Annotated in this window: 13 protein-coding genes, 1 tRNA gene and 1 pseudogene; 7 read left to right on the top strand and 8 right to left on the bottom strand. The window is 72.4% G+C overall.

Annotated features, from left to right (window positions below; translation table 11 throughout):
• The first annotated feature begins 598 nt into the window (after positions 1-598).
• The 3 genes from E0L36_RS19430 (at position 599) to E0L36_RS19420 (ending at position 6,206) form a co-directional block, all read left to right on the top strand.
• Positions 599-2,926, top strand: coding sequence for a (Fe-S)-binding protein (locus E0L36_RS19430; RefSeq protein ID WP_180930403.1), 2,328 nt, complete (start codon positions 599-601; stop codon positions 2,924-2,926).
• A 1,449-nt stretch (positions 2,927-4,375) separates the two neighbouring features.
• Complete coding sequence (locus E0L36_RS19425) at positions 4,376-4,894, top strand: ATP-binding protein (RefSeq protein WP_180930402.1); 519 nt, start codon at positions 4,376-4,378, stop codon at positions 4,892-4,894.
• 361 nt (positions 4,895-5,255) lie between these two features.
• Positions 5,256-6,206 carry a Yip1 family protein gene (locus E0L36_RS19420; RefSeq protein ID WP_308416839.1) on the top strand — a complete coding sequence of 317 codons (951 nt, stop codon included), beginning with the start codon at positions 5,256-5,258 and terminating at the stop codon, positions 6,204-6,206.
• A gap of 91 nt (positions 6,207-6,297) precedes the next feature.
• Here the strand turns inward: E0L36_RS19420 and E0L36_RS19415 are convergent.
• The 3 genes and pseudogenes from E0L36_RS19415 to E0L36_RS19405 all read right to left on the bottom strand — a co-directional run.
• Positions 6,298-6,615, bottom strand: a pseudogene (locus E0L36_RS19415) (phosphoribosyltransferase); the annotation flags it as partial.
• 63 nt (positions 6,616-6,678) lie between these two features.
• The gene (dcd, locus tag E0L36_RS19410; RefSeq protein ID WP_180930399.1) at positions 6,679-7,254 is read right to left on the bottom strand and encodes a dCTP deaminase; all 576 of its coding nucleotides are present in this window, start codon (positions 7,252-7,254) and stop codon (positions 6,679-6,681) included.
• A 368-nt stretch (positions 7,255-7,622) separates the two neighbouring features.
• Positions 7,623-7,793, bottom strand: coding sequence for a hypothetical protein (locus E0L36_RS19405; protein WP_180930398.1), 171 nt, complete (start codon positions 7,791-7,793; stop codon positions 7,623-7,625).
• 256 nt (positions 7,794-8,049) lie between these two features.
• Here E0L36_RS19405 and E0L36_RS19400 point away from each other — a divergent pair.
• Together E0L36_RS19400 and E0L36_RS27830 are read left to right on the top strand one after the other, a co-directional pair.
• Positions 8,050-8,123, top strand: a tRNA-Gly gene (locus E0L36_RS19400).
• Positions 8,124-8,504: 381 nt separating this feature from the next.
• On the top strand, positions 8,505-8,945 hold the full coding sequence (locus tag E0L36_RS27830; RefSeq protein ID WP_258016338.1) for a hypothetical protein: 441 nt from the start codon (positions 8,505-8,507) through the stop codon (positions 8,943-8,945).
• Positions 8,946-9,165: 220 nt separating this feature from the next.
• Here the strand turns inward: E0L36_RS27830 and E0L36_RS19390 are convergent, their stop codons facing one another.
• The 5 genes from E0L36_RS19390 to E0L36_RS19370 all read right to left on the bottom strand — a co-directional run bounded on the left by E0L36_RS19390 (position 9,166) and on the right by E0L36_RS19370 (position 14,894).
• Complete coding sequence (locus E0L36_RS19390) at positions 9,166-10,098, bottom strand: urease accessory protein UreD (RefSeq protein WP_180930397.1); 933 nt, start codon at positions 10,096-10,098, stop codon at positions 9,166-9,168.
• Complete coding sequence (gene ureG / locus E0L36_RS19385; protein ID WP_180930396.1) at positions 10,095-10,796, bottom strand: urease accessory protein UreG; 702 nt, start codon at positions 10,794-10,796, stop codon at positions 10,095-10,097. Before ureG ends, E0L36_RS19390 begins: the two co-directional genes overlap by 4 nt.
• Before the next feature lie 431 nt (positions 10,797-11,227).
• Positions 11,228-11,947, bottom strand: coding sequence for an urease accessory UreF family protein (locus tag E0L36_RS19380; RefSeq protein WP_308416871.1), 720 nt, complete (start codon positions 11,945-11,947; stop codon positions 11,228-11,230).
• A gap of 198 nt (positions 11,948-12,145) precedes the next feature.
• Complete coding sequence (gene ureC / locus E0L36_RS19375) at positions 12,146-14,188, bottom strand: urease subunit alpha (protein ID WP_308416838.1); 2,043 nt, start codon at positions 14,186-14,188, stop codon at positions 12,146-12,148.
• A complete protein-coding gene (locus E0L36_RS19370; RefSeq protein WP_180930395.1) occupies positions 14,181-14,894 on the bottom strand; it encodes an urease subunit gamma in 714 nt (237 codons plus the stop codon). Before E0L36_RS19370 ends, ureC begins: the two co-directional genes overlap by 8 nt.
• Positions 14,895-15,584: 690 nt before the next feature.
• Here E0L36_RS19370 and E0L36_RS19365 point away from each other — a divergent pair.
• Complete coding sequence (locus tag E0L36_RS19365) at positions 15,585-19,514, top strand: NACHT domain-containing protein (protein ID WP_180930394.1); 3,930 nt, start codon at positions 15,585-15,587, stop codon at positions 19,512-19,514.
• Positions 19,515-19,809: 295 nt separating this feature from the next.
• Positions 19,810-20,532: an antibiotic biosynthesis monooxygenase gene (locus E0L36_RS19360; RefSeq protein WP_180930393.1), complete on the top strand. Its 723-nt coding sequence runs from the start codon at positions 19,810-19,812 to the stop codon at positions 20,530-20,532.
• Positions 20,533-20,581 lie beyond the last annotated feature (49 nt).

The raw sequence follows: 20,581 nt of genomic DNA, 5'->3' as shown, positions 1-20,581 counted from the left end.
CCCGGGCCACCCCCTCCCAGCCCCGACCGGCTCGGCCCGCTCCGCCCCACCCGAACCTGACCCCCACCCGGACCCCCACAGTCGCGCGGCGCCCGGGTACCCCGCACACCCCCGCCCCACCCCGCACCCCCGTACACTCCGCGAGACCCCGTACGCCTCCCGCGAGCGGATCGCCGCACCCCACCCCTCCTCCGATCCCCCCGATCCGTCCGGTCCCCCCGATTCCCCCAGGCCCACCCACCCCGTCCGGCGCCGGGAGCCGGGGCCCGCCCACCACCGTCGGCTACCGTCGGCGACCACCGGTGACCGCCACCGGGTCACCACACCCGACGGGCGAACCGTGACCACGGACGGCGCGAGCCGACTCCGGCGTCCGGACGCCGGACGGCTCGACGGTCTGACGGCACGACCAGGGCGACGCAAATCACCGCCGCGCGAACTACAGACGCGCGGCAGTGAGTGGGTAGCCTCGTACAGACCGGTTAAGTTACTGCTTAGTAAGAGATCGGTAGACTCCGTAGCCGTTCGTAGCCGTCCGTCGTCATCCGTAGTTCCGTAAGAGTTCGGTCAGAGCTGGCCGCAGGCCCGAGGAGCCGACATGCAACTCGTCGCGATCGTCGTCACGTTGATGCTCACCGCCGTCGGCGTTGCGCTCATCGCCCGTGCTGTCGCGCAGATCTACCGCTTCGTGAAGCTGGGGCAGCCCGTCCCCACCGGAAGCCGCACCGACCACCCGAAGGCCCGCACGGCCACGCTCGTCAGGGAGTTCCTCGGCCACACCCGGATGAACCGCTGGCGCGTCGTCGGCATCGCGCACTGGTTCGTCGCCATCGGCTTCCTCACCCTGCCGCCGACCATCCTCATCGCCTACGGACAGCTCTTCCAGGCCGACTGGACGCTGCCGGTGATCGGCGGCTGGCTGCCGTTTGAGATGTACATCGAGTTCATCGGGCTGATGACCACGCTGGGCATCGCCACCCTGATGGTCATCCGGCTGCTGAACCTGCCCTCGCGCGCCGGGCGCAAGTCCCGCTTCACCGGCTCCAAGGCGTGGCAGGCGTACTTCGTCGAGTACGTGATCTTCATCATCGGCCTGGCCATCCTGACGCTGCGCGGCCTGGAGGGCGCGCTGCACCACGTCGACGGCTACGAGGCCGCGTACTTCGTCTCGTACCCGCTGGTCGCCGCCTTCGGCGGGCTGAGCGTCGCCACTCTCCAGAACCTCATCTACTTCTGGGCGATGGTGAAGCTCGGCACCACGCTCGTCTGGGTGATCACGGTCAGCATGAACACCAACATGGGTGTGGCCTGGCACCGCTTCCTCGCGTTCCCGAACATCTGGTTCAAGCGGAACGCGGACGGCGGCACCGCGCTCGGCGAGCTGAAGCCGATGGTCTCCGGCGGCAAGGAGATCGACTTCGAGACCGCGCTCGACGACGACAACGAGGAGGAGGTCCGCTTCGGGGCCTCGCAGGTCGAGGACTTCTCCTGGAAGGGCATCCTCGACTTCTCCACCTGCACCGAGTGCGGGCGCTGCCAGTCCCAGTGCCCCGCCTGGAACACCGGCAAGCCGCTCTCGCCCAAGCTGCTGATCATGTCGCTGCGCGACCACGCGCACGCCAAGGCGCCGTACCTGCTCGCCGGCGGCGGCAAGACCATGGAGGGCGAGGAGAAGGCCAGCGAGGAGCAGTTGGCCGGCGTCCCCCAGTCCGCGCGGGAGGAGGCCGAGCGCCCGCTCATCGGCACCGCCGAGGAGGGCGGCGTCATCGACCCGGACGTCCTGTGGTCCTGCACCACCTGCGGCGCCTGCGTCGAGCAGTGCCCGGTCGACATCGAGCATGTCGACCACATCGTCGACATGCGGCGCTACCAGGTGATGATCGAGAGCGCGTTCCCGAGCGAGGCCGGGACGATGCTCAAGAACCTGGAGAAGAAGGGCAACCCCTGGGGCCTGGCCAAGAAGCAGCGGCTGGAGTGGACGAAGGAACTCCAGAAGGAGACCGGGATCGAGGTGCCGGTCGTCGGCAAGACCGTCGAGGACCTCACCGAGGTCGACTACCTCTACTGGGTCGGCTGCGCCGGAGCCCTGGAGGACCGCGCCAAGAAGACCACCAAGGCCTTCGCGGAACTCCTGCACATGGCGGGCGTCAACTTCGCGATCATGGGCGGGGACGAGAAGTGCACCGGTGACTCGGCCCGCAGGCTCGGCAACGAGTTCCTCTTCCAGCAGCTCGGCGAGGAGAACGTCGCCACGCTGAACGCCGCCTTCGGCGAGGAGGAGGCCGAGGAGGGCACGGAGGCCACCACCGTCCCCCGCTCCAAGAAGAAGATCGTCGCCACCTGCCCGCACTGCTTCAACACCCTGGCCAACGAGTACCCGCAGCTCGGCGGCGAGTACGAGGTCATCCACCACACCCAGCTGCTCCAGCACCTGGTGGACGAGGGCAAGCTGGTGCCGGTCACCCCGGTCGAGGGGCTGATCACCTACCACGACCCCTGCTACCTCGGGCGGCACAACACCGTCTACACCCCGCCCCGCGAGATCATCGCCAGGGTGCCCGGCCTGCGGAACGAGGAGATGCACCGGCACAAGGAGCGCGGCTTCTGCTGCGGCGCCGGTGGCGCCCGCATGTGGATGGAGGAGCGGATCGGCAAGCGGATCAACAACGAGCGGGTCGACGAGGCGCTCTCCCTCAACCCGGACATCGTCTCCACCGCCTGCCCGTTCTGCCTGGTCATGCTCACCGACTCGGTGAACGGCAAGAAGGCCGCCGCCGAGGGCGACACCTCCGGCGCCGCGCCGCGCGTCAAGGCCGACCTCCAGGTCGTCGACGTGGCCCAGCTGCTGCTGGACTCCGTCAGGACCCCGGCCGACCCCACCGACGACGCCACCGAGGAGGAGCCCGCGCCGGAGCCCGCCACCTGAGGCCACCGGAGCGCCTCCACACCCCTCCAGCCCGCGACGGCCGGTCCCACCCCCCGGGACCGGCCGTCGCGCCATGACGTCCCCGGCGTCTCGCCGGGTGCGGCGGCGAGGGTGGACGCACCGGAGACGACGCGGAGGCCGCGCGGTGGACGGGAGGGTCCCCGCCGCCGCGCGAACCCCCTTACGTCGGGGCGCACTTGCACACCACGGAACACCACGCCACCTGACGCCCGGCCCCAGCACCCGGCCCCACGCAGGTCCCTCGCGGGGGGCCGCCACCGGACCCTGCTCCCCCGCTCGGCCACCTCCCGCCCGTCTTCCGGCCGCCTTCCGGGCATCTCCCGCCCGGCTCCCGCCCGTCCTCGGCCCGCGCTCCGCCGGGCGTGCGCCAGCGTGCGTCCGCCCGGCGCGCGGCTCCCGGAGCGGACCGGCCACCACCCAGCGGAGTGCAATACATGCCGTGCGTATACCCTTCGCCTGGCTGCCGCCCTAGCCTCCTAGAGGCGGCGGCAGCGCAGCGGACCAGCCGGACGTCCGCGCGAGAGCCGCGCCCCGAACCGGGCGTCCGGGCACCACACCCGCCCCGGACGGTGCGGGGAGCGCGGGGAGTGCCGAGCGGAGCCGGCTAAGGAGGCGAACACGCGTGGGGGACCGCGACAGCGGACCGGACGGCGGGGGCCGTCACCCGCGCCCCCGGCTGCCCGCGCGCCGCGTCCTCCCCGGCCAGCCCCGCGTCGCCCCACCCGAGGGCCGGCGAGCCCAGCCCGGCCCCCGTCGATCGCCCAGCCCCACGACCCCGCCTACGGTTCCGGTTCCGGTTCCGGTTCCGGCTACGGCTACGGCTACGGCGGGAGCGGCGGCGGCCGGGAGACCGTGCCGCGCGAAGCCCGGCCGGAACGCCCAGCCGACGGGCCGGAACGCCCAGCGGACGGGCGGGGACGGCCCCGGACACGCGCCGGGACCGTACGCGCGCTCCCCCGACGGGGTCGCCCCGTCCACCGGAAGGGCCGCGAAGGGCGCACCCTCCGCGCGCACCCCGGCCGAGTTACCCCGCGACGGCACCACCCCGCACGCGACGGCCGACTCGGCGACCGGAATCTCCATGGGCACGGACACCGGGGTCGGGGCGGGCTCGGGCTCCGGGCCCGAAGCAGGCTCAGCGGCCGGGAGCGGAGCGGGCTCGGGGGCCGGGAGCGGCGCTGGTCCGGTGGCGCGGCGCCCGACCGTCCCCGTCCCACCGTCCGGACCCCGCCCGTTACCGCTTCCCGGAACCCGGACAGCCGTGTTCCCCCGTCCGGACACCGGCCGCCCCGTCCACACGGGCGTCATCCGCCCGTACCGCGCGGGCACCCCCCGCCCCGGCCCCGTCCGTCCCGTCCGCGCGAGGTTCGGGGAACGGGGGTTCGGGAAACGCCTGGGCGTCACCGGCGGAGCCGAGGAGGACGCCGGATGCTGACCCCCCAGTGCCTCTGCCGCTTCCGTTTCACCCTGCGGGACATGCCCAGGCTCCGCATGGAGGTCGAGAGCAGCGCCGCGTGGGCCGGACTGAACGAGCCGCGCAGGGGTGAGTTCGTGGTGGCGATCGACGCCGTCGCCACCAACGCGATCGAGCACGGCGGAGGCGGTGGCCACCTCACGCTGCGGCAGCTCGGCCGCGAGCTGGAGTGCCAGGTGGCCGACTCCGGGCCCGGGTTCAGCGAGGACGTGATCCCCGAGGTGCTCCCGGGGCTGGACGGCGCGCCCACCGGCCGGGGCCTCTGGCTGGCCCGACTCGTCACCGACCGGCTGACGGTCGGTGACGCGAACGGTCAGGGCGCGGTCGTCACGCTGGCCGTCTGGCTGCCGGGCGCGCTGCCCGGCGGCCGCGCGGAACGGACGGGGGGCGCGGATCCGAGCGCCGGTGAGGCACCCGACACGTCCCGAGCTCTCCCCGCCGACCAGGCCCACCCCCACGGCCCCGCCCGCTGACCCACCTCCGCTGACCCGTCGCCGCCGAGCCGGACCCCGCCACACGGCCCGGCCCCCCGACGCCCCGCCGCCCCGCCGTACGGTCCGCCGCCCCGCCGTACACGGTCCGCCGCCCCGCCGCTCCGTACCCGGCCCACCCCGTCGCTCCGTACGCCCGGCCGTGGGCCACGTCCGCACGGCCGGGCCGGGTGACGCCGCGCGCAGGGGGGCTGTCACCACCCGGTCCGGGGAGCTGACGCCACCCCGTGGGGGAGCTGGCCCCACCGGGTCCCCCTAGGGGATGTCACAGCTCGGCAGCGATGTTTGGCCAGTTCACGAAGGTGCGGCGTGCGCGTCCACGGGACGCGGTACGTTCGATCGCGTGGCTGGATTCAGGATGGGACGCGGCAGAGACGCCCGGGGGGCCGGGCGGCAGGGAGGCTCCCCACAGCAGGGGACCTACGGACAACCGCCGTACGGGCAGCAACAGCCCCCGTACGGCACACAGGGGGGCGCTCAGCAGTGGCCGCAAGCGGGTGGGCACGCCGGGCCGGGGGGCCGCAGCGAGCCCGAGTACCTGGGCGGTCACCAGCCGGGCCCGGGACCCAGACCCGGCGGCGACCCGTTCGCCAACGCACCGGGCCACACCCAGCAGTTCAGCGTGCACGATCCCTACGGTCACGACCCACAGGGCCGGGATCCCTACGGTCAGGATCCATACGGCTACGGGCCGGGTGACGGCTACAGCGCCGGAAGCACCTACGGCGCCGGAACCCCCGGCCCGCCCTCGGGGCCCCGGCTGTCCCGGAAGGACCTGCTACGCGGCCTGGTGCTCCGGCCGAACGCGACCTTCTGGCAGATGCGGGACTACCCCGTGTGGGGCCCGGCCCTGATCGTCACCTTCCTCTACGGGCTGCTGGCGATCTTCGGCCTGGACCAGGGACGCGACGACGTCCTCGGCGCCACGCTGTCCACCGCCATCCCGTTCGTCATCAGCACCGCCGTGGCCGTGGTCTTCGCCGGTCTGGTGCTCGGCGCGGTGACGCACACCCTCGCCCGCCAGTTCGGCGGCGACGGCGCGTGGGCGCCGACGATCGGCCTCTCCATGCTGATCATGTCGATGACCGACGCGCCCCGGCTGCTCTTCGCGCTCTTCCTGGGCGGCACCGCTCCCCTGGTGCAGGTGCTGGGCTGGGCCACCTGGATCGCGGCGGGCTTCCTCTTCACCTCGATGGTCAGCCGTTCACACGATCTGCCGTGGCCCCGCGCGCTGGGCGCCTCGGCCGTGCAGTTGCTGGCGCTGCTCGCGCTGGTCAAACTCGGCACGCTGTAGTCTGCGGCACGGAGCGGCCCGGTGAACGCCGGGCCGTTTTCCTGTCCGCGTCCCGGTCCGCGCCCCCGTCGGCCTTCCTGTCCGCGTCCCGTCAGGCGTCGAAGACCTGCCCGGGGCGGCGGACCACCGGCGGCCGCACACTCCACGGGAAGTTGATCCAGCGGTCCGTGCGCTTCCACACGTACTCGCAGGAGACCAGCGACTGCGGCTTCTCGTAGATCACCGCGCTGCGCACCTCGGCCGCGTGGTCGGCACAGAAGTCGTGCACCAGCTTGAGGGTGCGGCCGGTGTCCGCCACGTCGTCCGCCACCAGGACGCGCTTCTCGGAGAACTCCACGGCGTTGGGCAGCGGCGGAAGCATTATCGGCACGTCCAACGTATTCCCCACCCCCGGACCGCCTCGCCGAACAGCCCGTACGTCAGGTTCTCGCGCTCGTCACCCATCGCGGTACTCACTGCGGTGCCGCCTCTCTCAGACCTGCGTACGGTGGAAGTTCAGAAACGAGCGCGACGGGGTGGGGCCGCGCTGCCCCTGGTAGCGGGAGCCGTAGCGAGCGGAACCGTAGGGGTGTTCGGCGGGGGTCGTGAGGCGGAACATGCACAGCTGCCCGATCTTCATCCCCGGCCAGAGCTTCATCGGCAGCGTCGCCACGTTCGACAGCTCCAGCGTGACGTGGCCGGAGAACCCGGGGTCGATGAAACCGGCGGTCGAGTGCGTGAGCAGCCCCAGCCGCCCCAGCGAACTCTTGCCCTCCAGCCGCGAGGCGATGTCCTCCGGCAGGCTGATCACCTCGTACGTCGAGGCCAGCACGAACTCGCCGGGGTGCAGGATGAACGGCTCGTCCCCCTCGACCTCGATCAGCCGCGTCAGGTCGGGCTGCTCCACGGCGGGATCGATGTTCGGGTAGCGGTGGTTCTCGAACACCCGGAAGTAGCGGTCCAACCGCACATCAACACTGGACGGTTGCACCATCGTCGGATCGTACGGTTCGATCCGCACCCGCCCCGCGTCGATCTCGGCCCGGATGTCCTTGTCTGAGAGAAGCACGGCCCGAGACTACGCGCACGACTCGGGGCCGGCCCAATCGGACCGGCCCCCAGCCCCCAGCTCTCCCGGCGACGACCGGTGAACCCCGGTACGCGGCCACTGACCAGCGAAGCGACCCGGTGCCGCCTCCGGAACCCCCGGAACAGATACCCAGGAAACCCGGCAGCCCGGCAGCCCGCGCACCGTAGGTGGGCAGCGGCTCACCACCCGGGCCACCGCTCCCACCACATCCGGGCCCCCGCGCGCGCCCTCCGACCACCACCGCCCGGACCGTCCGCGCCCACCCACGGGCCCACCTGGCTACCGCGTGCCAGCGCGCCGACCACCGCTTACCGGTACGCCGCGCTACCACTTACCGGTACGCCGCGCTACCGCTTGCCGGTACGCCGCGACACCGGAACCGCCTGCCGCAACCGCGCACACCGTGGGCACCGCAACAACCGCCCCGGGCCGATGCGTTCCGAACCGAGCTGCTGCATCGGGAACATCGAGGTGGTGAACACGTGCCCCTCGGCACACCGCACGACGGTGGACTCCATCAACTTCCCACTCCCCTACACCTGGACGACAAAAGCCACATTAGGGGATGGTTCAGACAGTGGCGCAAGCGGCGCCCCACCCACCGTAGCGACCACGACCCCCTCGCACGCCCCCTCAACCCCACCCCCACACAGCCCCCGCCCGCACCCCCACACACACCAGCCCGCAAACGACAAGGGGACCCTCGGCCTGTGCGACCGGGGTCCCTCATGAGGTACAGTATCCGCCGATGAGCCGATCAACACCGGGCTCCTCGCGGGCGTAGTTTAATGGTAGAACATGAGCTTCCCAAGCTCAGAGCGCGGGTTCGATTCCCGTCGCCCGCTCCACTCCAACCCCCAGGTCAGCGGCCTGGGGGTTGTTTGTTGCCGGGGCCGATCAAGGGTCGCTCCCCTCCCCCACATGCTCCAACTCCGGGCGCCTCCCCGTCCGATGCGCCATCGCCGCGTCGCGAATCCGATGCGGGCGTTCTCACGTGTCTCCGCATCGCCTGCCCCGTGCCCCCCCCGGTCGGTCCGGTGGGGACGGGGTTCCGGCGGGGCGGGGTGGGTGCGGTCACGCGTCGGGGCCTGGGCTGCCCGGGAGGGCGGGTTCTCGGTCAACCTGGGCGGGTTCTTCTCACGGCCCTCACGCCGCGCACCGGTGCGATTACCGTGAGCGGATGTGCCCGCCAGGGCACGCGGTTCCACCGCTGACGGAAGGGAACTCCCGTGAGTTGCATCCTCCGCAAGGTCAGCTCGACTCCCTACCCGGGATTCGAGGACTTCCAGGCGTACTTCCTCTCCACCGACCAGGAGCTGTGGAAGTTCAAGTCCAACGACGACGTGGTCAACGACTACAACTCCGTCATCTTCGGTGACTCCGGGGGCTCGGGCCTGACCGAGATGCTGCGGATCATGAATCTGCCGGAGTTCCGGGTCCTGCACAACCTGTTGCCCGCCGGGACCACCGCGCTGGCGGCGTTCTGCCAGATCCTCACGCTCAGGTACCGCGAAAAGATCGGCCTGGCCGGCTACTCGGGCACGTACACCATCAAGTACACGCTGTGTCCCTACGTCTCCACGGAGCCGTTGGGGATGCGGACGGTGGAGTGGACGTACAAGGTGTCCTCCAGTTCCAGGGACACCGTGCCCGTCACCGTCTCCGTGTAGTCCGGTCCCTGGCCCGGTGCCGCCGCCTTCGGGTTCCGAAGTCCGCGGCCGCCCCTGGCGGCCCTCCGCCGGTCCGGTCAACTTCCGTGCCCACGGCACCTTACGGGGCAGCGGCGGCGCGTCCCGGAGAGACACCAGCTCTTAGGGACTTGGCGGTTCGTGACCAACCGGGCGGGTCCGTGCAGGGGTTGGCCCCGAGCGGGGTCAACTCCGGTGTCGGTCAGTGCGGGGGTGGAGGTTGGAGGAGGGTGGTCTGGGCCGCGTCGAGGAGGTCGCGCAGGCGGAGGCCGTCCGGGGCCACGGCGGTGACCAGTACGCCGGGGCCCGCGAGCGGGGTCACCGCCGCGTGGCCCTCGTCCGGACCGCCGCCAAGCAGCCGGACGTTGGCGGGATACCGCTCGTACACGGGGTCCACGGCGAGGAGTTGACCGACCGCACGGTGACCGTCCAGGACCGCCGGACCGTCCCAACCCGGCGCTCCCGGGCCGTAGTCGGCGGACTGGTCGAGCAGGGTGTGGGATCCGCGCCGTACGGTGAGCCGGGTGGTCACGTGGCCGGTGGGTTCGCCGGTGCGGCCGAGGACTTGCTCCTCGCGCAACAGCAGACGCGCGGTGGGCGCGAGGTCGACCGTCCAGCTCTGCCGCAGGTCGCTCCCGGCCGCGCAGATCAACGGCTCGGGCAGCCAGTGGAGTTCGCTGTCGTCCTCGGCAGTGAGCCGGATGTCGTAGGTGGCGTGCTCGCTGGTCGGGCCGCGCAGCGCGAGCGTCGCGGCGGCCGAGGTGACGTGCAGCGCGGCGCCACGGCGCGCGGTGGCCTCGACGCACAGCCGGTCGCCGCCCAGGGGCGCGCTCATGGCGCCGACGACGCAGACCCGCGCCTCGTCGCCGCGCGAGCGCAGGCGGCGCAGTTCGAAGGGGCCGTCGCCATCGAGGATGGGAAGCGAGGTGACCGGACCGCGCCGGGCGGCCACGACGCGGGCGGTGGCCCGCACCCCCGCCGTGGCCCAGGGCGCGATCGGCGTGACCTCGCGGTTCGGCGCGGAGGCCGGGCTCGTCGACGTCGCGGGGGCGGCGGGGGCCGCACGGGTCGTCGGAGCGACGGCGGCGGGGATCGCCGGGGCGACGGCGGCGGGTGCGGGGGGCGTCGGGGTCATGCGGGCTTCGCGCCCCAGGCCGCGAGCCGCTCCCGCACCCAGCTGGCGACCGGGCCGACGCCGTCGCCGCTGGTGAGGGAGGTGAACGCGACGGGCAGCTCGCCGCGTTGGACCTTCGCGTCGCGGGCCATGCCCTCCAGGTCGGAGCCGACGTACGGCGCGAGGTCGGTCTTGTTGATGACCAGCAGGTCGGCGGTGGTGACGCCGGGACCGCCCTTGCGGGGGATGTCGTCGCCGCCCGCCACGTCGATCACGAAGATCTGCGCGTCGACCAGGCCCCTGGAGAAGGTGGCGGTGAGGTTGTCGCCACCGGACTCCACCAGGACGAGGTCGAGTGGGCTGGTCTCGTCCTCCAGGAGTTCGATGGCTTCGAGGTTGGCGGAGATGTCGTCCCGGATCGCGGTGTGCGGGCAGGCACCGGTCTCGACGGCCCGGATGCGCTCGGGCGGCAGGATCGCCTCGCGGAGCAGGAAGTCGGCGTCCTCCCGGGTGTAGATGTCGTTGGTGACCACCGCGATGGACAGATCGCGGCGGAGCGCTCGGCAGAGGGCGGCGACGGTGGCGGTCTTCCCGGAACCGACCGGCCCACCCAGCCCGACGCGGAAGGCTCGCCGGGTGCCGTCGGGCCGGTGGGGGGCGAGGGCGCTGTGGGTGTGACGGAGCGGGAACCGCTCGTCGAGGTCGTGATCGAGGTGCACGGGCTCTCCTGTTGGTGCTGCGGCGCGACCAGTTGGCCGGGCCGGAGGGACGAGGGCGGGATGGGGCGAGGGGCGCGAAGTGAGCGGTGAGGAGTGAGGAGTGAGGAGTGAGGGGTGCGACGGGGACGGGGTGGCGGAGCGGGACGGGTGGCGGCGGGGTGTCTGGACGGGGACTGGAGACCCCGAACTGACCGGTGCCCAGGGGCTGTCGGGACTACCCGGCGTCCGGCGTCCGGAGCAACCTCGGCGGGCCGGAGTCCGGAGTCCGGAGTTCGGGCGTCCTCAGGGGTTCGAGGGTTCGAGGAACAGGGGTACGAAGGCGGGGAACAGGCCGTCGCTCAGGTCCGGTTGGTGAACGCGGGGGCCGTGGGGCGTGGTTGGTGGGCCATATGCAGGAGCCGGGGCGGGATGGGTGTGGTGGGTGTGGTGGGTTACGACGCGAACAGGCGGACCTGCCAGGCGGCGTGGTGCTGTGCGGTGATGTCGAGCAGCGGCGCGGAGGCCGCGGGCAGGGCCACCGTCCCCTCGTGGACGACGCGTTGGGCCGCCGCCCTCGCGTCCTCGGCGATCCGGTCCAGTTCCGGGGCGAGACGGGCCAGCACCCCGGTGGCGTCGAACGGGTCGAGGCTCAGCAACCGGACGACGGCCGTGGCGGGTCCGCTGACGGACTCGTAGGCCGCGGCGTACGCGGCGTCCAGCGGCGCCAACCCGGCCGCGCGGGCGGTCAGTCCGAGGACGACGGGCTGGTGCGCGCCGCGCGGGCGGGCGCCCGCCAGTCGGTCCAGCTCGGCCGAGGGCCAGGTGGCACGGGCGGCCCGCATCAGCTGGCGGCCGAGGCGCCGGGCGACGTCCCGCAGGGCGGGGACGGGGGTGCGGGCGTCGGCCGCCTCGTCCAGCGCGAGCGGGTCGTGTCCGGTCGCGGACGCGGCGGCGAGGGCCGCGGCGACCAGGCCCGCGGTGTGCAGCCGCCCGCGGCAGAACGCCTCCAGCGACCGGGCGTCGTGGACGCGCCCCGCGGCGACGGCCGCCTCGGCCCCGCCGGAGTGCGCGTGGCCTCCGGCAGGGAAGCGGCCGTCGGCGAGGACGAACAGCGCGGCTCGGTGGGCGGGTTGGGTGCCGCCTTCCGGACGAACGTCCGATGTCCCGTCCACGCCCGGGTAGTTGCCGCCCGGGCGGTCACCACCCTGGTGAACTGCGTCGACGGCGCCCAGGTGGGCAGTGTCGTCGTCGCACGGGCGGGCTGTGTCGACGGTGCCCGGGCGGGCGTTGGGGTTGGGGTTGGTCGCGGGGTGGTGGGGCGTGGCTGTGGGGGCGTCGGTCGTACCGGTGCTCATGCGCGTTCCGCCACGTCAGAAGAGGAAGTAGCGCTGGGTCATGGGCAGTTCGGTGGCGTAGACCCGGTCGACGAGCCGTTCGTCGACGGAGGCCGTCACGTCCACCGCCGTGGTGTCCCCGGCGATGACCTCGTAGGTGTCGGGGTCGATGCGCACGTCCGGGGTGGCGGAGTTCTCCTTCATGTGCTCCTTGCGGACACCGCGCGTGCTGGAGATGGCGCGGAACCGCTTGGTGAGCCCGAGCCGTTCGGACAGCCCCTGGTCCAGGGCCCGTTGGGAGACGAAGTTGACGGAGTTGGCGCCGGGCGCCCGGCCCACCGCCCCCCAGGTGGGGCGCGGCAGCACCGGCTGCGGGGTGGTGATGGAGCCGTTGGGGTCGCCCACCTGCGCGTAGGCGATCTGACCCCCCTTGATGACGAGGTTGGGCTTGACGCCGAAGAACGCGGGCTCCCAGAGCACCAGATCGGCGAGCTTGCCGGGTTCGACGGAGCCGACGTGACCGTCGATGCCGTGGGCGATGGCCGGGTTGATGGTGTACTTCGCGACGTACCGGCGGGCGCGACGGTTGTCGGTGGACAGCGGTGCGGTCTCCGGGTTCCGTGGTTCGGGCCGCCGCTCCTCCGCCCGGTCCTCCTCCAGGACGCCCCGGCGCACCTTCATGACGTGCGCGGTCTGCCAGGTGCGTGTGATCACCTCGGCGGCGCGGCCCATCGCGTGGGCGTCCGAGGACATGATCGAGATGGCGCCGAGGTCGTGCAGGATGTCCTCGGCGGCCATGGTGGACGGCCGGATCCGCGAGTCCGCGAAGGCCAAATCCTCCTTGACCTGCGGGTTGAGGTGGTGCGCCACCATCACCATCTCGAAGTGCTCCTTGACCGTGTTCACGGTCAGCGGCCGGGTGGGGTTGGTGGAGGCGGGCAGGACGTTGCCCTCACCCACCATCTTGATCATGTCGGGCGCGTGGCCGCCGCCCGCGCCCTCGACGTGGAAGACGTGGATGGAGTGGCCGTCGATGGCCCGGAGCGTGTCGTCGACGAACCCGGCCTCGTTCAGCGAGTCCGCGTGGAGGGCGATCTGCACGCCCGTCTCCTCGCAGATCCGCAGGCAGTTACGGAGGACGCGCGGGGTGGCGCCCCAGTCCTCGTGGATCTTGAAGCCGATGACGCCCGCGTCCACCTGGTCGTACATCGACCGCTCCGACATGGTGGCGCCCTTGCCGAGCAGCCCGACGTTGACCGGGATGCCGTCCAGCGCCTCGAAGAGGCGGTCCAGATGCCAGGTGCCGGGGGTGACGGAGGTCGCGGTGCTGCCCTGCGCCGGTCCGGTACCGCCGCCGATCAGCGTGGTGACGCCGGACGCCAGCCCCTCGATGATCTCGTCGGGGCAGATGAAGTGGACGTGGGTGTCGACCCCGCCCGCCGTGAGGATGCGGCCGTTCCCGGCGATGACCTCCGTGTCGGGGCCGACGGGGAAGTCGGTGGGGGTGGGCCCGTTCCCGTTGTGCGCGGTCGCGTCGTCGTGCAGGCGGCGCATGGTCTCGGGGTTGTACGCCTTGCCGAGCGCGGTGATCACGCCGTCCCGGATGGCGACGTCGGCCTTGACGATGCCCCAGTGGTCGAGGACCACGGCCCCGGTGATGACGGTGTCCGGCGGCCCGACCGTCCAGCCCCGGTCCTCGGCGCCTACGGTGACCTCGTCGGTCCCCGAACTGACCGGACTGGCCGGAGTTTTCGCCGCACCCGGACCGTCCGGACGCGCCGCGCTGACCGAACCGGCCGGACTCTTCGGGGTTCCCGGAGGGTCCCCGGCGGCGCGGGGGATCGCGGACTGTCCCATGGACTCGCGGATCACTTTGCCGCCGCCGAACACCATTTCGGTGCCGCTGCGTTGGGGACCGCCCGCCCAGTCGTCCTCGATGCCGATACGGAGCGCCGTGTCGGCCAGCCGGATGCCGTCGCGGGTCGTCGGACCGAAGCGGTCCGCGTAGTCGATACGGCTCAACGGGCTGGAGCGGCCCGGCTGTTCGGCGCGCACGGAACGCTGGATCGGTTCAGCCACGGATCTCACACCCCTCCTCGTCGAACGCGCCACGGACCTCGTCGAGCGAGCCGTCGACCTTCTCCGGGAGCCCCGGCACGTCGCCGCGCAGCCCGCGTACCCGCCGCTCACCCTCGATGGGCACCAACTGGACCTCCTCGGTGATGCCGGGCTCGAAGCGCACCGAACTGCCCGCCGGAACGTGCAGCCGCTTGCCCCAGGCGCTCTTCCGGCAGAACCGCAGAGCGTCGTTGGCCTCGGCGAAGTGGTAGTGCGAGCCGACCTGGACGGGGCGGTCGGACGGGTTGCGGACGGTCAGCGTCGTGACCTCGTGACCCTCGTTGAACGCGACGGTCTCGTCGCCCGGTTCGACGGAGAAGTCCACCTTCCCCGGGTGGACGACGTCCTCCTCGTACTCGGCCGCCTCGGGGATGGGGTGGTGGATGGTGACGAGCTTCGTGCCGTCCGGGAAGGTGGCCTCCACCTGGACGTTGTCGATCATCTCGGGGACGCCCTCCATGACCTCCTCGCGGCGCAGCACCTTCCGCCCGGAGGACATGAGTTCGGCGACGCTCCGGCCGTCGCGCGCGCCCTCCAGCACGTGCGCGGTCAGAATCGCCACGACCTCCGGGTAGTTGAGCGCCAGCCCACGGGCTCGCCGCTTCTCCGCGACGTCCGCCGCCACGTGGATCATCAGGCGTTCTCGCTCGTGTGGAGTCAAGTGCACAGCCACTCCCTGCGTTCGTTTCGCCCAGGACGTCCGTCCTGAACCGTGGTGCTGGGATCTGGCTATGCCACTGCGGCGGTACGGGCGTTGCTCCGCGAAGTGCGTCCACACGCCGTACGCGTGTCGGCTGCCGCACTCGACCGCCCGGCCTGAGCCGTCACGAGAGCACCCGATCAAGCCAGCCGCGGCAAAGGTAACACACGGTGTGAACTGCGGGTACATGGGTGATGAGCGAGCATCATGTCCGGAAATCTCTACTTGTGGGAGTTGATCCTGTCCCACCCGGAAGCCGGGGGATCGGCCCGCTTCGACGCCTCCGAGCCGATAGCCCGGTTCACCGTCCCCGGGCGGTAACCCCGAGTAGTCGCGCCGGGGGCGTGGTCTCGGGGCCGTTGCCGGAATCGCTCCCCGCCGGAGTGGGGTGCCATAGGGTCGAACCACCGCCCCGATCCCCCGGCCCTCGGCCTCCGGCCGTGTCCGCCGTCCACGGGCTGTGGATGGCGACGCCGACCGGTATGAGGCGGCCGTGGAACGGGAAGGGCCGGTGCGGGTGTACGGGGAAGGCCGTTACGGAAAGCCCAACCGGTCGCGCACACACGGACGTTGAGCGGCCACGGGCGTGGGGTGCTCTGGCGGGTGCGGCGCCCGTGCGGTGCCGGGCACGCGGAGGCGACGTCATTCGGAGGAGCCGTGAACGAGGACGCGTCGGAACCACGGGAGTCAGACGGGCAGTTACAGCCGGAGGACGAACCGCACGGCTCTGCCCGGGAGTTGGGGCACGCTCCGCTGGCCGGTACGAAACCGGCCGCGGGGCCACCGTCCGGGGGGACCGAGACGGCCGCCCCCGCCATCCCACCACCACCCGCGTACTCCCCCGCCGTCGGACCGACCGCCGCCGGAACGACCGCCGCCGCCGCACACCACACCGTCCGCTCGTCAGCCGCGGACCCGACGCCGGACGCGGACCCCGACCGGGGCCCGGAGCGCACTATGGACGCGGCACCCCGGAAGGGCGCGGAAAGCGCGGCGGACGCCGAGCGCACGACGGCCCACCCGCCCGGGCTCCTCTCCTCGCCCGGGCACGTCTCCCCGTCCGGGCACGTCGGTCCGTCCGGGGACAACGTCCGGGTCAGCGTCTCGGGGGAGGGGGCGCTCGGCGTGGGGGGCGACGTCACGCACGCCGCGACCGGCCACGGGAGCCGGATCACGGACAACCGGACGTACCACGACAACCGCACCTACGTGATGGCGCCGGGGCCCAACGGCCCGTCAGCCGAAACGGAGTTGACCGACGAGGAGGCGGGGGCGGCGCTGGACGCCTACGTACGGCGTATCCACGAGGCGTACGGGCGGCTGGACCTGGAGGTACTGATCCCGACCACCGAGGGCGAGCATCCGCAGGTGCGGCTGCGCGAGGTGTTCGTCCCGCCGCTGCTGCGGCGCGATCCGCCCCGTCTGGAACTCCCCGCCGAACTGCACCGCCGTCTGGTCGAGTCGGGCGAACTGCCGGAGTCGCCGGACGCGCTCGGCGACCTCAACTGGCCGTCGGCGAATGATGAGTTGGGGGCACCCCCCGGGCTCGATCCCCGGCTGTGGGAGGAGGCGCGGGAGGCGTACCGGGACCGTCCGCCGGTCGGGGTGCTGGAGACGCTGGCGCTGGCGGAGTCGGGCCGGGTGGCGCTGCTCGGCGATCCGGGCGCGGGCAAGTCCACGCTGGCCCGCTATCTGGCGCTGGCGCTCACCTCCGCCTCGCTCGACGGCCCGCTGGAGCCGCTGCGTGGACTCCTGCCGGTGGTGGTCGAGTTACGCCGGTACGCCGAAGCGGACTGGCGGGAGCGGTCGTTCGAGGACTTCCTGGCCCACGTGCACCAGCACGAGGGGCACGCTCCCTCCCCGGCGCTGCTGCGGCGGCGGCTCACCGGCGGGCGGGCCCTGGTCGTCTTCGACGGCCTGGACGAGCTGTTCGACCCGCGCGTTCGGGAGGACGTCGCCCGCCGGATCACGGGGTTCACCGCCCGCTATCCGGCGGTGCGGACCGTGGTCACCTCGCGGGTGATCGGCTACCGGCGTCACGCCCTCGACGGCGCGGACTTCGTTCACTACATGATCCAGCCGCTGGACGAGGAGCGGATCGGGCGCTTCGCCGCGCACTGGTACGCGGCGGTCTGCCCGGGCGACCCGGCGCAGGCCGAACGGCTCCGCCTCCGGCTCACCGAGGCCATCGAGCGTTCCCGTCCGGTGCGCGAACTCGCGGGCAACCCCCTGCTGTTGACGATCCTGGCGATCATCGCCCGGCGACAGCGGCTGCCACGCGACCGGGCCGGGGTCTACCAGCACGCGGTCAACGTGCTCATCGCGCACCTGGACGAGGACACCAAACACCTCGAACTCTCCCCGGACATCCGGGCGATCGCCGATCTGGACGACCGGGACCGGCGCGAGATGCTGGAGCGGCTCGCCCGCCGGATGCAGGCCGGGGCGGACGGTATCGCGGGCAACCACGTCCTCGGGGAGGACGTGGAGCGGGTGTTCACCGAGTACCTGGTGGAGACGCTCCAACTGGGCACGGCGCCCGCGAAGAAGGTGGCCCGCGCGATGGTGCGGCAGTTCCGCGAGCGGAACTTCATCCTCAGCCGCTACGGCAGCCAGGTCTACGGTTTCGTTCACCGGGCGTTCCTGGAGTACCTGGCCGCCACCGACATCGTCCGCCGCTTCGACGCGCGTGAACTCACCGACGAGGAACTGCTCGACGGCGTCTTCGCCCACCGCGCGCCGGACCCCGCCTGGCACGAGGTGCTGCTGCTGATCGTGGGCCAGGTCGGGGAGCGGATCGCCGCCCGCGCCATCGACCGGCTGCTCGAGCTGGAGCGGGGCGACGGGACCGGCTCGGCACCCCCGTGGACGGTGGCCTCCTCCACCTCCGTCACAGCGCTCTGCGCCGTGACGGAGCTGCGCCGAACGAGGCAGGACGAATCGGCGCCACCCGCCGTCCTGGCGCTCCGGGCCCTCGCGGAGGTGCGGCGCGTCGGGCAGCTGGAGGCCCAGAGCCTCGCCACGGCCCGGGTGCTCGTCCGGTACTTGGAGACCGCCAACTACGTGTCTTACAGGGTGCGTTCGGACATCGAGGCGGCGCTGATCCACCTCGGTCCGGGATGGGCGGGAGCCCCCCTCGTCCGGCGCTACCTCCATGTGTCCTCACCCGCCCCCCAGTCCGCCATGGGCTACCTGCTCGTCGGAGACGCCACCGCGCTGCGGACGATGGGCACGCACGCGTGGTCCTCCCGGAACCGGGCCAACGCCCTGCACACCCTGTGTCGCCAGTTTCCCGGCGAGCCGGGCCTGTTCGCGCTGATCCGCGACCGCGCACTGGAGGACCCCGGTGTGGAGGTGCGTGCCTGGTGCGTCTTCGAGCTGACCGGGCCGTGGAAGGACCATCCGGAGTCGATGGACCTCGTCCGCCGGATCGCGGCGCACGACACGGATCGAAGCCTCCGGGCGATCGCCTTCAACGGACTGCTCGGCCAGTGGGCAGACGTTCCCGAGGTCCGGCGCTTCGCGCTGAACCAACTCGACACGGACGCCCTGTTGTTCCTTCCGGGTACGGCGCTGGGACGGCTGCGCACCCGTGACCCCGACGACCACGAGGTCCACGACCTCCTCCTCCGGCATATCGTCCACGGCCCCTCGTACGTCCTCCGCCGGTACGCGTTCGCCCAGCTCATGAAGGTCGAGGGGGCCGATGCGGACATCCGGCGGCTCCTCTGGAAGCACACCACCGAGCCCGAGGGGCAGCTCACCCGGGGCGAGGCGCTGGACTTCCTCGTCCAGCACTGGGGCGATGACCCGGAAGTCCGGGCGTGGACCGAGCGGTTGGCCACGCGGGACGACAACGTGGCAGTCCGCGGCTCCGCTCTCGGCAGCCTGGTGGGGCGTTGGGGCGACCCGGCGGTGCGGCGGCTCGTCGAACGGCAGGCGGCCGACGATCCCGACGCGGAGGTACGCGCCTCCGCGCTCGACCTGCTCGCCGGGCGCTGGACCGAGGCGGCGGGCGTGCGTGAACTCGTCCAGCACCAGGTCCTCCACGACCCCGCGATCCGGCACGCCGCCCTCCAGACGCTGGTGACGCACTGGGGCGAGGAACCCGAGGTCCACCGACTCGTCCGGGAACAGGCCCTCCACGCGCCCGACCCGGACGACCGGGCCCAGGCCCTGGGCACCCTCGCCACCGTCTGGCCCAACGACCCCGCCGTACCGGAGGAGTTGCGCGGGGCGGCGATCCCCGACCCGGAGGCCGACGCGGAGCGGGACGCGAACGGCGCGGAAGACCGCGAGCCCGATCCCGCCCCGCTCGTCGGCGCGTTGCGGCAACGGGCACTACACGATCCCTCGGACGCCACGCGGGACGTACTGCTGGAGCACCTGACCGACGCGCGGCAGCCGGAGGTTGCGATAGCGGCGGGGCGACTGTTGGGCGCCCTGTGGCCAGCGGATCCGGCGACGGTCCCGGCCCTGCGGGCACGGGCCGAGGAGGCGCCGGACCCCTCGGAGGCACGCACGGCACTGGAGCGGGTGATCCGGATGGCGGAGGCGTACGCGCCCCTCGGTGACCGTCTGTACTGAGCGCCCCCACAGGCCGCCGCTACCGACCGCCCCCACGGGCCGTCCCTGCTGACCGCCTCAACCGACCGCCTTCCCCCGGCCGTTCACCTCCGCCCAGCGGTCAACTGCCCCACGTCTCCCGGCCCCGGGCGTCAACGCCCCGTTCCCGACCCGAGGACCAACTCCCCGGTCCCGGTTCGAGCGCCAACCCCCGGGCGACCCACACCCCTTGACCTCAATTGCACTTCAACTACCAGGGTGGTGCGGGCGCGGTGATCCGCGCGGAAGAACGCCCACTACGTCAGGGAGACCCGCCATGACCGTCCACACCGCGACCATCCGCTCCGAGAACTACCCCGATCCCCTGCTCGCCGGAGTCGGCGCGCCCATGTTCAGCACCTGGCGACTGGGCACACCCGAGCGGCAGCGGGCGGCGGTGGAGGCGATCGCCCGCACCTGGGAGGGCAGGCCCTGGCCGGTCGAGGGACTGCTCGGCTACCACGTGTTCCGCTGCCACGACGGCGAGACGCTGGGGCACTTCTCCCAGTGGGCGTCCCCGTCCGGCTACGAGGACTTCGCGCGGGACCACCGGCAGTCGCGGAACGACGAGATCGACGCGGCGGTGCCGGGCATCGAACGTGTCGGCCTCCACGGGTACGAGCTGTACCGCAGCACGGCGCGGCAGCCGGGCGACGACCGGGTGCCGGGCTGTCTCGTCACCGCCGAGGTGGAGTTCGACGGGCCCGACCCGGATCGTCAACGCGCCTGGGTGGACACGGTGTTCGAGGCGCTGGACATCTCCCCGGGACATCCGGACGGCCTCTCGGCCCACTTCCACCTGGGGACGGATGGCCGCCGGGTGCTCAACTACACCGAGTGGATGAGCGCTGAGGCCCACGAGGCGTTCCTCGCCATCCCCGCCAACTCCGAGGCGCAGGCGGAGGCGTGGCGCCGGGTGCAGGTGTTCCCGGGTCTGGTGGACAGCCGCGTTCGGCGCTACGAGTTGGCCCTCAGCTTCACCCCCGGCACCGCCAACTGACTCCCAGAACCCCGGTCTTCGTCGTTCCTTCGGTCGACCGCCCGCACGT

It is taken from the genome of Streptomyces sp. AJS327, assembly GCF_013450295.1.
GTDB lineage: Bacteria > Actinomycetota > Actinomycetes > Streptomycetales > Streptomycetaceae > Streptomyces.
Note: the sequence above shows the minus strand (reverse complement) of the source record. Positions and strands in the feature narration are given on the sequence as shown.